The sequence below is a fragment of the Streptomyces sp. CG4 genome (assembly GCF_041080655.1).
In the GTDB taxonomy this organism is placed as follows: Bacteria; Actinomycetota; Actinomycetes; order Streptomycetales; family Streptomycetaceae; genus Streptomyces.
In genome coordinates this window covers 5,887,495-5,901,407 of the sequence record NZ_CP163525.1, presented here as the reverse complement: position 1 = coordinate 5,901,407, position 13,913 = coordinate 5,887,495, and the positions used below count along the sequence as shown (strand labels likewise).

Sequence of the window (13,913 nt, the reverse complement as noted above, 5' to 3'; positions counted from 1 at the left end):
ATCGCCAACCCAAGGCAGCGGCCCACCGGTTGGGCCGGTCCGGCCATGATTTCATGCCCAGGCGACGCCGAGGTGACGTGCGGGGCGTGAAGTGGTCGCACACAGGTGCCCCTGGGGGCGCACAAGCGCTGCCAGGGGCACCGGCTCTACCTCGGCCGGGTGGGTCAGCCGCCCAGTGTGCCTCCCGCCTCGGGCGGCTGGGCCTTGGCGACCATCGGGTCCGAGTTGAGGTGGATCACGCCGTAGTCGTAGGCGTGGCGTCGGTAGACGACGCTCGGTTCCTTCGTCTCTGCGTCGACGAACAAGTAGAAGTCGTGGCCGACCAGTTCCATCTCGTAGAGGGCCTGGTCGAGGCTCATCGGTGCGGCGACGTGGGTCTTCTCGCGGACGACGAGGGGGCCCTCACCCTTGACCTCCAGCGAGCCGATCTTCTTCGTCGGCACCCCGTCGGTCTCTTCGTCATGGACGGGGAGGCCGTTGCCGTTCAGCGTGGCCGCGCCCGGGACGTGGTCGGGCACCTCGGCCGCCGAGATCCGCCGTGCGCCACGGCGCGAGAACCGCTTGTCGTGCTGCTTGCGCAGCCTGGCGTCCAGCTTCTCCGCCGCCAGATCGAGTGCGGCGTACGGGTCGCTGGCCGCCGCCTCCGCCCGGATCACCGGACCGCGGGAGCGGAGCGTGATCTCCACTCGGTCACAGCGGTCGGCCTGTCGGGGGTTGGGCTCCTTGGACACCTCGACGTCGAGGCTGATCACCTTGCCATCGAGCTTCTGGATCTTCTCCAGCTTCAGCTTCTCGGCCACGTGCTTGCGGAACCGCTCGGGCACCTCGGTCTTGCGGCCTTTGACGACGATGTCCACGCAGAACTCCGTTCCCGGATCGCTCCGCTCCAGCGGCGGAGCATCTCCCTTTTGCAGCAGGTCCGGTGAGCACCGGACCTCGGACTCGGTGACTTCCACCTCCTCCTCCCCCAACGGCGAGATCTCCACCCCACCGCCACAGGTTTGCGGAAAACCCGTGGCACGGCATTCCGATATGAGAGGTGTGGCCTGCGCCTTTCCTCACAACCGAACATATCTCGCCCGGACGGATGTCGTCACCCTCTACTCCGGCGTACCTCCGTTCAGGTGAATTACGCCTCTCGCTACCTGCAACGATGCAAGCGAGCAGTCAGTTCCTGTCTATTTCAAAAGAATCCCGCGGAGCGGCGATCACGGCCGCATGGAGAGCATGCCCGAGGGTGTTCAACGCTGCCTTTTCCGGTGCACCATGCACCCACTTCCTGCTCTCCGGTCGCGCCCCGATCCGTCGTTCATCCCTTCCTTCCCGAGTTACGGCCCCGTACACGGTGGTACCCCCTCCGGTTCGCTCTTCCGCCACCTTCCGTACAACTCTTGCCGCCTCCGCGAGGCTGGCGCCAGTGGTGATCAGGTCGTCGACGAGCACGACGTGTCCGGCGCGAAGCAGTTGGTCACCGCCTGCCGTCACCTCCAGCGCGCCCGCGAGGTTCGCAAGACGCTGCCGCGCGTCGAGCCCGGCCTGGTCCGCCACGGCCCGCCGCTGGCGCAGCACGGCCGCCACCCTGGCCGGCGTCCCCGTGCGCCGAAGCTCCCCGGCCGCAGCCAGCGCCATCCGCCGCACCGGGTCGTGCCCACGCGCCCGCACGGCCCACCGGGCGGAGGGGACGGGGACGAGCAGCACGGGCCGGAACCTCGCTGCGCCGCTCCGCCGGCCTCCGGTACTTGCACCGGCACAGCCGGCACCGCTCCCGTCGAGCCCCGCTCGCACGGCCCCCGCCAGGGCCGTACCCAGCGCTCCCGCGAGGGCCAATGCACCCCGTTCCTTGTGCGCGAGAAGCAGCGTGCGCACCTCCTCCGCGTACGGAGCGGCCGCGTGCACCACCGGCAGCCCGGCCGGCTCCGGCACCGGCCGAACCCGCCTCGGCCCACGCCCGGACAGCGCGGCCCGGCAGCGTGGGCAGAGCAGCGTACGAGGTGCTCCGCAGCCCGCGCAGTCGGTCGGCAGCACCAGGTCGGTGAGGTCCCGCCACCACCCCCGCATGGCACCACTGTGCCAACGCCGGAGCGGTCCGGCCACCCCTGTGGAAAACCCCCTGTGGACAACGCCGGGGAACCGCGCACGACCAGACGCTCGGACGCATGTCATCCACCCGCCCCTCACCCACACGAGTGAGCGGGGCGGTGCGCGGGGCGGTGCGCGCCGCGGCCCTCAGCCCGGCAGAGACGCGGTGTTCAGCCCGGACAGAGTCGTGGCACTCAGCCCGGACAGCAGCGCGGCACTCAGCCCGGATAGACGGGTGCCGTCCCGTCCTTGTCCACCTTCTGCCACTGCGCCCCGGACGGCAGCCGTACGATCCCGTCCTCCGAGCAGGCCACCAGCGGCACCCGCTCGTCCTCGGACGCGGCGATCGCCTTGACCCCGGGGAGCGCGCCCGGCGCCGGACCGTCGAGCGTGGAGCCGTCGACCTGGACGTACCGCATCTGCAGCACGCCGCCCTGCTCCCGGCCGGCGACGAGCAGCCTGCTGTCCCCGGCCCACGACAGGGCGCTGACCTGCTCCAAGTCGGGCGCGGCCGAGCGCAGTTCGACCACCGAGGTCCCCTGTCCGGTCCTGTCGTCGCGCTGGACGCGGCCGATGAGCAGGGACTGCTTGCCGCCCTTCTCCACGACCAGCGCGATCCGCACGCCGTCGGCCGCCACCCGCGCGTCCTGGATCTGGCCGGACAGGTCCGGGACCGCGACCTCCTCCGGTTTGCCGGCGCCCTGCTGCAGGGCGTACAGCCGCGGATGGCGTGGGTCGCGGTCGGCCACCCACAGGTCGCCACGGGCGTCCCAGCTCGGTGTCGTCAGCCGTTCGCCGACCGCGCCGTGGCTGGTCACCAGCGCGTCCCCGAGGGAAGCGCCCGCCACCAGCGACGTCATGTACAACGATCGGCCCTCGTCACCGACCCCGGCCGCGTAGTGCTCGTCCCGCGAGACCGCCACCGAATCGAGCGCCTTGGCGCCCTCACCCAGCGGGCCCGGCGCCGGCAGAGCGCTGGTGCTCGTGCTCCCCGTGGGTATCCGTACCAGCCGGTGCTTTCCGTCGAGGTAGTACAGGTTGTCGGGGGTCTTGGCCGACCCGTGCCAGGCGGCGGACTCGGCGCGCTCCTCGCTCAGGCCGCACAGCCGGTGGCCGCCGACGCCCTGCAGCTCGACGGACTCCAGCGTCGGCGCCAGGTTCCGCAGGGTGAACAGCACCTGCGTCGCCATTTCGGTGCACTTGGTCGGCGCGACCTGGGACTGCTTCAGGTTCAGCGGCACGGTCAGCTTGTTCTGGTCGTCCGGCGCCAGGCCCGACACGTCCTTCTGCAGGGCCGCGCCGGTCGGGAAGCTGGACCTGACGACCGGCCCGAGCCAGCCGGTGGGGCCGGTCAGCAGCGAGCGGACCATCTGCGTCATCGGGTCCACCTTGCTGCGCACGAACACCGGATCGGCGACCGCCACCGGCTGCCCCGTCGACCCGGCCGCCGTGCCGGAGGCGAAGTAGTACTTGTCGACGGGGGTGTAGTTGCGCTGGAAGTCGGACTTGCCCATGACGACGCCGTCGGACAGCTGGTCGATGCGCCACTGCCCGTTCTTGGGGTTCCGCGAGAGGTGCACCTTCTTGCGGTAGGCCCCGTCGGCCGGCTGGTACGCCTGCTGCCCGTCCACGGTCGCGACTTGGCTGCCCGCCAGGACGCAGGTGATGCTGCTGGGCAGGTCCGGGCTGCCACCGGCCCGGCAGCCGGGCTCGATGCTCGGCCCGCCCGCGAGGACCGTGGTCGACTGCTCCGGCCGCCACGCGCGTGCGGCGTCGTCCGTCAGGTACTTGCGGGCCGTGTCGTAGTCCGGGTCGTCGCTGGTCAGCGCCTCCAGAAAGCCCTGCATGATCTCGGCGGGCCCGGCGCCCTCGGCGGGCGGCATGGCGAACACCCGGACCGCGGTGTCCTGGCGCGGCGTGGACTCCACGTTCTTCAGGTCCCCGCTGTCGGGCATCGAGGCGCACCCGGCCAGCAGTACGGCCCCCAGGGCGGCGTACGCCACCGCGCGTCCCGGCCTGTGCCGGGCTCCCCCCTTGCGGTCAGCGCCCACGAAATGCCTCCCCTGGCTCCGTCGAGTCCTGCGCGCCGGTCGAGTCCGGCCGGTCCGCGCTCGCGCCCGCGCCGGGTGCCGGATCCGCGGCGGTCTTGTCGTCGGTGCGCCGCACGCCGCCGGTGGGCCGCGGCACCACGCGCGCGCCGTTGCCGTTACCGGGCAGTGCGGCCGGGTCGGCGGCGGGGGCGACGCCAGTGAGCCGCGGCGTGATCGGGGCGCGCGGCGGCAGCGCGGCCGTCTGGGCGCCGCCCTGCTGCACGGGCACGGTCGCCCGCTTCTCCTCGGCTCCGCCGGGCAGACCGGCCTCGTCGAGGCCGCGGTTGCGCCGCGAGTCCTTGGGCTCCAGCGGTATCGGCGAGCCTCGCAGCGGCTCGTCCGCGGTCCTGGGCAGCGTCAGCCGGAACTGGGAGCCACCCCCGGGCTCGCCCCAGGCCTGCAGCCAGCCGCCATGCAGCCGCGCGTCCTCCAGGGCGATCGACAGCCCGAGGCCCGTACCACCGGTGGTACGCGCGCGTGCCGGGTCCGCCCGCCAGAAGCGGCTGAAGACGCGCGTCGCCTCGCCGGGCTTGAGCCCGACGCCGTAGTCGCGCACGGCGACGGCGACCGCGCCGCCCGCCGAGGCGAGCTTGACGACGACGTCCTTGCCCTCGCCGTGCTCGACGGCGTTGACCACGAGGTTGCGCAGCACACGCTCCACGCGCCGGGCGTCGGCTTCGGCGACGACGGGCTGCTGATCACCGAGCACGCGTATGTGCGTGCCCTTGCGCTCGGCGAGCGGCTCAGCGCCGCTGACCACACGCCGGACGACCTCTCTGAGGTCTATCGCCTCGGCCTCCAGCGCCGCCGCGCCCGCGTCGAACCGGCTGATCTCCAGCAGGTCCGCGAGCAGCGACTCGAACCGGTCCAGCTGGTCGGCGAGCAGCTCGGCCGATCGCGCGGTCACCGGGTCGAAGTCCTCACGCGCCTCATGGATCACATCAGCGGCCATCCGGACGGTCGTCAGCGGCGTCCGCAGCTCGTGCGAGACGTCCGAGACGAACCGGCGCTGCATCCGCGACAGGTCCTCCAGCTGCTGGATCTTCACCTGGAGGTTCTGCGCCATCTTGTTGAAGGCTTCCCCCAGGCGTGCGATGTCGTCCTCGCCGGTGACCTTCATCCGCTCCTGCAGCCGCCCGGCGGAGAGCCGCTCCGCGATCCCGGCCGCCATCCGCACCGGCGTGACGACCTGGCGCACCACCAGCCACGCGATGGCGCCGAGCAGGACGACGACGAACAGCCCGGCGGTCGCGAGCGTGCCCTTGACCAGGCTGAGGGACTTCTCCTCCTGCGTGAGCGGGAAGAGGTAGTACAGCTCGTACGGCCGCCCGTTGGGGTCGTTGACCTGCTTGCCGATGACCAGCGCCGGCTGTGACTCCTTGCCGTTGGAGTAGACGATCCGGGTGTAGCTCTGCGCGGCGGTCGTACCGCTGTTGACCCGATCACGCAGGTCGGCGGGCACGCTGGAGGTCGGGTTGACGTTCCCGGAGCCGCGCGGGCTGCGTCCGCCGCCGCTGTCGTCACCGACAGGCAGCGTGACAACGTCGAAGGCGCCCGCGCCGCCGCTGGACAGCGACTCCACGAGGTCGCTCATCCACTGGATGACGTTCTGCGACTGGCGGCCGTCCGTGGTCGACGTGCCGTCCGCGGTGCCGCTCCCGGCGGCCGCGCCCGTACCGGCGCCACTGGCCGCCTCGTCGGCCTTCTGCTTGGCCACGGCGAAACCGCCGGTGGCCTGGCTCTGCGAGGCCTTCACTTTCGCGTCCAGCAGGCCGTTGCGCACCTGTCCGATCACGACGAAGCCCAGCAGCAGGACGACGCCCAGCGACATCACCAGCGTGGTGGCGACGACCCTCAGCTGGATGTTGCGCCGCCACAGCCGCATCACCGGCAGCAGCGGACGGCGCACCCAGCGCAGGAACAACCGGAGGACCGGGCTGCCCTGGACCCCGCCCTCGAGCAGCCCGCCCTCGAAGAAACTCCTGAACCGCGCACCCGCCGTCCGGCCGACAGCCCGCCCCGGACGGGCCCCGGACCGACCGGGGGCCGAAGCGGTGCTGTCCCCGGACATGTCAGCTCGGCCCGGCCTTGTAACCGACACCACGGACGGTCACCACGATCTCCGGCCGCTCCGGGTCCTTCTCGACCTTGGAACGCAGCCGCTGGACGTGCACGTTGACGAGCCGCGTGTCGGCGGCGTGCCGGTAGCCCCACACCTGCTCGAGCAGCACCTCACGCGTGAACACCTGCCACGGCTTGCGGGCGAGCGCGACCAGCAGGTCGAACTCCAGCGGGGTCAGCGCTATCGACTGCCCGTCCCGCTTCACCGAGTGCCCGGCCACGTCGATGACGAGGTCACCGATGGTCAACTGCTCCGGCGCCGGCTCCTCCGACCTGCGCAGCCGCGCACGGATCCGGGCGACCAGCTCCTTCGGCTTGAACGGCTTGACGATGTAGTCGTCGGCGCCGGACTCCAGGCCCACAACCACGTCGACGGTGTCGCTCTTCGCCGTGAGCATCACGATCGGCACCCCGGACTCAGCCCGGATCAGCCGACACACCTCGATGCCGTCCCGTCCGGGCAGCATCAGGTCGAGCAGCACCAGATCGGGCTTGGTCTCCCGGAAAGCGGCCAGCGCCTTGTCGCCGTCGGCTACAAAAGACGGCTCAAAACCTTCACCACGCAGCACGATGCCGAGCATCTCGGCCAGTGCGGTGTCGTCGTCGACGACAAGGACTCGTCCCTTCATAAACGACATCATCCCATTAGCTAATCGTTACCTGGCGTGACCTGGCACACAGCTCTGCGAGAGCCTCGGCCGTCACGGGTGAAACGGCTCCCTCCTCGGTGACGATGGCCGTCACCAGCTCGGGCGGCGTCACGTCGAACGCCGGGTTGTACGCCTGGGTCCCCAGGGGTGCCACCGGAATCCCGCCTCCTGCTCCCGTCACGGGCACCTGGGGTGCTGTGACCTCGGTCACCTCAAAGCCGGGTCGCTGCTCGACCTCGATGGACGCCCCGTCGGGGGTGTCCGGATCGACCGTCGTCACCGGCGCCACCACGATGAACGGCACATGGTGGTACCGCGCCAGCACTGCGAGCGGATAGCTCCCCACCTTGTTCGCCACCGAGCCGTCGGCGGCGATCCGATCCGCCCCGATCAGCACCGCGTCCACCTCGCCCGCCGCGAACAGCGATCCCGCCGCGTTGTCGGTGAGCAAGGTATACGCCATGCCGCTGCGGGCCGCTTCGTACGCCGTCAGGCGAGCACCTTGCAGCAACGGACGCGTTTCGTCCACCCACAGCCGTCGCAGCCGCCCCGCGCGGTGCGCCGCGAGGGCCACCGCGAAGGCCGTGCCCTCACCGCCGGACACCAGCGCGCCGCTGTTGCAGTGGGTGAGAATCCGGTGCCCGCCGCCGGGCAGCAACTCGTCCAGGAGCGCCAGACCGTGGGCCGCCATCCGGGCGCTGGCCTCGGCATCCTGCCGATGCAGCGTCCGCGCCGCGGCAAGAGCCGCCGCGGCCGCCTCGGTGGCGTCGCCGGTCTTCGCCAGCGCGGCCTGGTGCGCCGTCTCGGCCCGGCGTACACCGACGGACAGGTTCACCGCGGTGGGCCGGGCGCTCTCGAGCGCGCGGGCCGCCTCGGCGACGTCGAAGCCGCGTACGGCGGCGAGCGCAACGCCGTACGCCCCGGCGATCCCGAGCACCGGCGCTCCGCGCACGGCGAGCGAACGGATCGCCTCCACCAGCGCCGGCGCGTCCGTGCACACCAGCTCGACCTCCTCGGCCGGGAGCCGCGTCTGATCGAGAAGGACCAGCACAGGGCCTTCGGGTGGTTCCTCCCATCGAATCGTAGGTATTCCGGTCGGCCGCTTGTCCCCGTCGGTTCGCGCCTGCTGATCAGCCATGCGGTCAGTCTGCCCCGGATCCGGCGGACAATTGAAGGCATCCAGCGCCCATCGCGGCCGGTCTCCCCGTGACCACCCCATGGCACGATGGCTGCCAACCTGCCGCCGCGTCCGCGGAAGGGCACCGAGAAGGAGTTTCGATGACAGACACTCCGGGCTGGGCCTCGCCCGGATCCGCCCCGTCGAACGAGGGGCGGGAACCCGGCGCGTCCGGCCCCGCCGAACCCGCCGACCGCCCCGGCGACAGCGCACCCGCGCAGCAGCCGGACGCGGACGCGCAGCGCCCAGGCGTGAAGTGGGCCAAGGAGCAGCCGCCGGCCGGTCAATGGTCCGCACCCACCGGTGCCCCCAACCCGAACCAGGCCCCGCCCCCGCCGCCCGGCCCGGGCTGGGGCTCCCGGCCGCCCGCCGGCCCCGGCGGCGGGTACGGAGGTCCGCCCCCCGGCTACGGAGCCTGGGGCGGCGGCTGGGGCGGTCCCCCACCCGCGGCCAAGCCCGGCGTCATCCCGCTGCGCCCGCTCGGCGTCGGCGAGATCCTCGACGGCGCCGTCTCCACCATGCGCACCCATTGGCGCACGGTGCTCGGCATCTCGCTGGCCGTCGCCCTGTTCTCGGCGACCAGCCTCGTCCTCGTGCAGGGCTTCGTCCTGAACGACGCTCTCGGACAGATGCGGGTCAACAGCCCCGACGCCAACCCCGACGAGGTGTTCCGCGCCCTGCCCGACGTCGTGATCGGCACCGGCATCGTCTCTCTGATCTCCGGCATCGCAGTGGTCATCGCGACCGCTCTGCTCACCACGATCACCAGCCGTGCCGTTCTCGGCAGGCCGGTCAGCATCGGCGAGGCCTGGCGAGACGCCCGCCCGCAGCTCCCGAAGCTGTTCGGGCTGCTCATCCTGCTGGGCCTGATCGTCGTCGGTGTCATGTTCGCCGGGGCGCTGCCCGCCATTTTCGTCGTCCTCGCCGGTGGCAGCGACGCCGCGGGGGCGGGCCTGCTCGCGCTGGGCATCCTCGCCGGCATCGTCGTCTCTGCGTGGCTGGTGGTCCGCTTCTGCCTGTCGGCTCCCGCCCTGATGCTGGAACGACAGAGCATCGTCAAGGCCATGAGCCGCTCCGCGAAGCTGGTGCGCGGTTCCTGGTGGCGCACTTTCGGCATCCTGCTGCTCACTGGGCTCATCGTCAGGATCGTCCAGGCGCTCATCAGCATCCCCTTCACCGCCATCGGGGCCGCCGTGAGCGGCGACGGCATGGACAACCTGCTCGGCACCGGCGGTGGGCACATCGGCTGGGCATCCCTGATCATCCAGGGACTCGGCGCGCTGATCGGCAGCGCGCTCACCCTGCCGATCAGCGCGGGCGTCACGGTGCTCCTCTACATCGACCAGCGCATCCGCCGCGAGGCCCTCGACCTCGAACTGGCCCGCGCCGCCGGTGCCCAGGACGCCGGCACCGGCGCTCCCGGTCCCGTCACGGGGAGCTGATGCGGTGAGTCTCACGGGGGGAGTGCTCACGGCGGCGGCGCCGTCGGGCGTCGGCCGCACGGTCGTACACAGCCTGCTGCGCACGGCGTTCACGGCCGTGCGCGCAGCGGGCGGCTCGGGAGACGAGCCGCCCGCGACCCCGCCCGTGACGATCTCCCGCGACCCCGCACGGGAGGCGGCTCGCCGCGAGTTGTCCAAGCGGATGTACCACGAGAGCGACCCCGGGCTGTTCCAGCGCGCGCTGAAAGCGTTCTGGGACTGGCTCGACCGGCTGTTCAACTCGGCCGCCTCGGCGACTCCCGGTGGCACGGTCGGCCTGATCGTCGTGGTCCTGTTCGTCGCCGCCGTCCTGGCCGCCCTGTGGTGGCGCCTGGGCACCCCGCGCCGGCACCCTTCCGCCACCGCCGTCCTGTTCGACGACCGCCCCCGCAGCGCCGCCGAACACCGCTCGGCCGCCGAGGCGCACGCGGCCCAGGCGCACTGGAACCAGGCCGTACAGGAACGCATGCGGGCCATCGTCCGCTCCCTGGAGGAGCGGACCCTCCTCGATGTCCGCCCCGGCCGCACCGCTGACGAGGCGGCCGACGAAGCCGGCCGGGCCCTGCCCGCGCACACCGACCGACTGCGCGCCGCGGCCCGTGAGTTCGACGAGGTGACATACGGCGGACGCAGGGCGACCGAGCAGTCGTACCACCGCATCTCCGAACTCGACCGCGACCTGGAACGCACCAGGCCCGCGCTCGCCCACAGCACCACCAGCACGAACCACAACCCCCGCCAGGGGGCCGCCCAGTGACCGTCGAGGCCACGCTGCCGACGACCTCCACCGCGCCCACCGTCCGCCAGGTGTGGACCCGTACCCGGGGCATCGCGCTCGCCGTCGTACTGATCCTGGCGGGCGCCGTCGCCATGGCCGCCGTACGCTCCACCGCCCGGCACGGCGAACTCGACCCGCGCTCCGCCGACCCCTACGGCAGCCGCGCCGTCGCCCAACTCCTCGCCGACCGGGGCGTCACCACGCGCGTCGTCACCACGCTGGGCGAGGCACGCGCCGCCGCCGGACCGGACACCACGCTCCTGGTCGCCGTACCCGACCTGCTGACGGCCCGTCAACAGACCCAGCTGCACCAGGCCACCGCGGCCTCCGGCGGGCGCACCGTCCTCGTCGCGGCCGGCAGCCCGTCCGTCGAGCGACTCGCCCCGGGGGTCACCGCGGACCCCGCCACCAGCGCCGACGGCACACTCGCCCCCGACTGCACCCTGCCCGAAGCCCGGCGCGCGGGCAGCGCCGACACCGGCGGCATCCGCTACACCACCACCCACCTCGACGCCGACTCCTGCTACCCCAGCGAGCGACTCGCCACCCTGCTGCGCATCCCCGAGGCATCCAGGGACGGTGACACCGTCGTGCTCGGCGCGCCCGACATCCTCTACAACGATCGGCTCGACAAGCAGGGCAACGCCTCGCTCGCCCTCCAACTCCTCGGTTCCCGCCCCCATCTGGTCTGGTACCTCCCCTCGCTCTCCGACGCCTCGGCCACCGACCCCGGCGACCGGAAGAACTTCCTCGACCTGCTCCCCTCGGGCTGGCTCTGGGGCACCCTGCAGCTGTTCATCGCAGCGGCCCTCGCCGCCTTCTGGCGGGCACGCCGCTTCGGCCCCCTCGTGCCCGAAAGACTCCCCGTGGCGATCCGCGCCTCCGAGACCGCCGAAGGCCGCGCCCGCCTCTACCGCAAAGCCGATGCCCGAGACCGCGCGGCCTCCGCTCTTCGCTCCGCCACCCGCACCCGCCTCGCCCCCCTCATCGGCGTCCCCGTCACCCAGGCGCACACGCCCGAGGCCCTGCTCCCCGCCCTGTCCGCCCACCTCACGCAGGACGGACAGGCCCTGCATTCCCTCCTCTTCGGGCCGCCGCCCGGCGACGACACGGCCCTCATCGCACTGACCGACCAACTCGACGCCCTCGAAAGAGAGGTACGCCGTCCATGATGGACCCGACCACTGACAACGCCGGGACCACCGGGGACGCCGACAGCGCCCGTGCCTCCCTGGAAGCCCTGCGCGCCGAGATCGCCAAAGCCGTGGTCGGCCAAGACCCCGCCGTGACCGGCCTCGTCGTCGCTCTCCTCTGCCGCGGACACGTACTACTTGAAGGAGTCCCCGGAGTCGCCAAAACGTTGCTCGTCCGGACCCTGGCATCTGCACTCGAACTCGACACCAAGCGCGTCCAGTTCACCCCGGACCTGATGCCGAGCGACGTCACCGGCTCCCTGGTCTACGACACCCGAACCGCCGAGTTCTCCTTCCAGCCCGGCCCGGTCTTCACCAACCTCCTCCTCGCGGACGAGATCAACCGCACCCCGCCCAAGACCCAGTCCGCCCTCCTCGAAGCCATGGAGGAACGCCAGGTCACGGTCGATGGCACGCCGCACCCGCTCCCCGAGCCGTTCCTGGTCGCCGCGACCCAGAACCCGGTCGAGTACGAGGGCACCTATCCCCTCCCCGAAGCCCAACTGGACCGCTTCCTACTGAAACTGACGATCCCTCTGCCCTCCCGGCAGGACGAGATCGACGTCCTGACCCGACACGCCTCGGGCTTCAACCCGCGCGACCTGCACGCCGCCGGCGTACGCCCCGTCGCCGGCCCCGCCGAACTGGAATCGGCCCGCGCCGCCGTCGGCAAGACGGCCGTGTCCCCCGAGATCACCGCCTACGTCGTGGACATCTGCCGCGCCACCCGCGAATCGCCCTCCCTCACCCTCGGCGTCTCCCCGCGCGGTGCCACCGCCCTCCTGGCCACCGCCCGTGCGTGGGCATGGCTGACGGGCCGCGACTACGTCATTCCCGACGACGTGAAGGCCCTCGCCCTGCCCACCCTGCGGCACCGGATCCAGCTGCGCCCCGAGGCGGAGATGGAAGGCGTGACGGCGGACTCCGTCATCAACGCCATCCTCGCCCACGTCCCGGTCCCCCGCTGATGGCGCTCACCGGACGCGCCGCCCTCCTCGCGGCCCTCGGCTCGATCCCCGTCGGCATCCTGGAACCCGGCTGGACGGGCATCCTCGCGGTCAACGGTCCGCTGGCTCTGGCCTGCGCCTGCGACTACGCACTCGCCGCGCCCGTACGACGGCTCGTCCTGTCCCGCTCCGGCGACACCTCCACCCGTCTCGGCGAAACCGCCGACGTCACGCTCACGATCACCAACCCGTCCCGCCGCCCCCTGCGGGCACAGCTGCGGGACGCATGGCCGCCCAGCAGCTGGCAGCCCGGCACCGAGACCGGGGCCTCCCGCCACCGTGTGACCGTGCCCCCGGGCGAACGCCGACGCGTGACGACCAGGCTGCGCCCCACCCGCCGGGGCGACCGCCAGGCCGACCGCGTGACGATCCGCTCCTACGGCCCCCTCGGCCTGTTCTCCCGTCAGGGCACCCACAAGGTGCCCTGGTCAGTACGGGTTCTGCCCCCGTTCACCAGCCGAAAGCATCTCCCGTCGAAACTCGCCCGATTGCGTGAACTCGACGGCCGTACCAGCGTGCTGACACGTGGTGAGGGAACGGAGTTCGACAGCCTGCGCGAGTACGTCCCCGGCGACGACACCCGCTCCATCGACTGGCGGGCCACCGCCCGCCAGTCCGCCGTGGCCGTCCGCACCTGGCGCCCGGAACGCGACCGTCACATCCTGCTCGTCCTCGACACGGGCCGCACCTCCGCCGGCCGCGTGGGCGACGAACCGCGCCTCGACGCCGCCATGGACGCGGCACTCCTCCTCGCGGCACTCGCCTCCCGAGCCGGCGACCGCGTGGCGCTCCTGGCGTACGACCGCCGAGTACGCGCTCTGGTGCAAGGCCGCTCGGCAGGCGACGTATTGCCGGGCTTGGTGAACGCGATGGCTCCGCTGGAGCCGGAACTGATCGAGACCGACGCCCGCGGACTCACCGCGGCCGCTCTACGTACGGCACCTCGCCGTTCCCTGATCGTCCTGCTCACGACGCTCGACGCGGCTCCGGTGGAACAGGGTCTGCTCCCTGTGCTTCCACAGCTCACTCAGCGACACACGCTTCTGGTGGCCTCCGTTGCCGACCCGCACATCGCTCAGATGGCCAAGGCCCGAGGAAACACGGAAGCGGTGTACGAGGCCGCGGCTGCGGCTCAGGCACAGAGCGAGCGTCAGCGCACCGTTGAGCAACTGCGTCGTCATGGGGTGACGGTCGTGGACGCGACGCCGGAGGATCTGGCGCCGACACTGGCGGATGCGTATCTGGCTCTGAAGGCGGCGGGCCGGCTCTGATCCGCCTTGTCTCGCCCCTTTCGGGGAAGAGCACCTTCCCGTTGCTTTGAATTGCTTTGAGAAGTG

Annotated in this window: 11 protein-coding genes; 5 read left to right on the top strand and 6 right to left on the bottom strand. The window is 72.0% G+C overall.

Annotation, left to right across the window (positions count from 1 at the left end):
- Positions 1-164: 164 nt before the first annotated feature.
- From raiA to mtnA, 6 genes are all read right to left on the bottom strand, one after another.
- Positions 165-890 (bottom strand): ribosome-associated translation inhibitor RaiA, encoded by a 726-nt coding sequence (gene raiA, locus AB5L52_RS26875; RefSeq protein WP_351034031.1) that lies wholly within the window; start codon positions 888-890, stop codon positions 165-167.
- 277 nt (positions 891-1,167) lie between these two features.
- The gene (locus AB5L52_RS26870) at positions 1,168-2,058 is read right to left on the bottom strand and encodes a ComF family protein (protein ID WP_369366692.1); all 891 of its coding nucleotides are present in this window, start codon (positions 2,056-2,058) and stop codon (positions 1,168-1,170) included.
- A 239-nt stretch (positions 2,059-2,297) separates the two neighbouring features.
- Positions 2,298-4,130, bottom strand: coding sequence for an LpqB family beta-propeller domain-containing protein (locus tag AB5L52_RS26865; protein WP_369366690.1), 1,833 nt, complete (start codon positions 4,128-4,130; stop codon positions 2,298-2,300).
- Complete coding sequence (gene mtrB / locus AB5L52_RS26860; RefSeq protein ID WP_369366688.1) at positions 4,120-6,240, bottom strand: MtrAB system histidine kinase MtrB; 2,121 nt, start codon at positions 6,238-6,240, stop codon at positions 4,120-4,122. Before mtrB ends, AB5L52_RS26865 begins: the two co-directional genes overlap by 11 nt.
- A 1-nt stretch (position 6,241) precedes the next feature.
- Positions 6,242-6,931 (bottom strand): two-component system response regulator MtrA, encoded by a 690-nt coding sequence (gene mtrA / locus AB5L52_RS26855; RefSeq protein WP_191870552.1) that lies wholly within the window; start codon positions 6,929-6,931, stop codon positions 6,242-6,244.
- Positions 6,932-6,935: 4 nt separating this feature from the next.
- The gene (gene mtnA, locus AB5L52_RS26850) at positions 6,936-8,078 is read right to left on the bottom strand and encodes an S-methyl-5-thioribose-1-phosphate isomerase (RefSeq protein WP_369366685.1); all 1,143 of its coding nucleotides are present in this window, start codon (positions 8,076-8,078) and stop codon (positions 6,936-6,938) included.
- A gap of 140 nt (positions 8,079-8,218) precedes the next feature.
- Here mtnA and AB5L52_RS26845 point away from each other — a divergent pair, with 140 nt between their 5' ends.
- From AB5L52_RS26845 to AB5L52_RS26825, 5 genes are all read left to right on the top strand, one after another.
- The gene (locus tag AB5L52_RS26845; RefSeq protein ID WP_369366684.1) at positions 8,219-9,559 is read left to right on the top strand and encodes a glycerophosphoryl diester phosphodiesterase membrane domain-containing protein; all 1,341 of its coding nucleotides are present in this window, start codon (positions 8,219-8,221) and stop codon (positions 9,557-9,559) included.
- Positions 9,560-9,656: 97 nt separating this feature from the next.
- Complete coding sequence (locus tag AB5L52_RS26840) at positions 9,657-10,355, top strand: DUF4129 domain-containing protein (RefSeq protein WP_369368977.1); 699 nt, start codon at positions 9,657-9,659, stop codon at positions 10,353-10,355.
- Positions 10,352-11,548 carry a DUF4350 domain-containing protein gene (locus tag AB5L52_RS26835; RefSeq protein WP_369366682.1) on the top strand — a complete coding sequence of 399 codons (1,197 nt, stop codon included), beginning with the start codon at positions 10,352-10,354 and terminating at the stop codon, positions 11,546-11,548. Before AB5L52_RS26840 ends, AB5L52_RS26835 begins: the two co-directional genes overlap by 4 nt.
- Positions 11,548-12,537 carry a MoxR family ATPase gene (locus AB5L52_RS26830; RefSeq protein WP_351563300.1) on the top strand — a complete coding sequence of 330 codons (990 nt, stop codon included), beginning with the start codon at positions 11,548-11,550 and terminating at the stop codon, positions 12,535-12,537. Before AB5L52_RS26835 ends, AB5L52_RS26830 begins: the two co-directional genes overlap by 1 nt.
- Positions 12,537-13,847, top strand: a complete 1,311-nt coding sequence (locus tag AB5L52_RS26825; protein WP_369366680.1) for a DUF58 domain-containing protein — start codon at positions 12,537-12,539, stop codon at positions 13,845-13,847. The genes AB5L52_RS26830 and AB5L52_RS26825 overlap by 1 nt, the downstream gene beginning before the upstream one ends.
- Positions 13,848-13,913 lie beyond the last annotated feature (66 nt).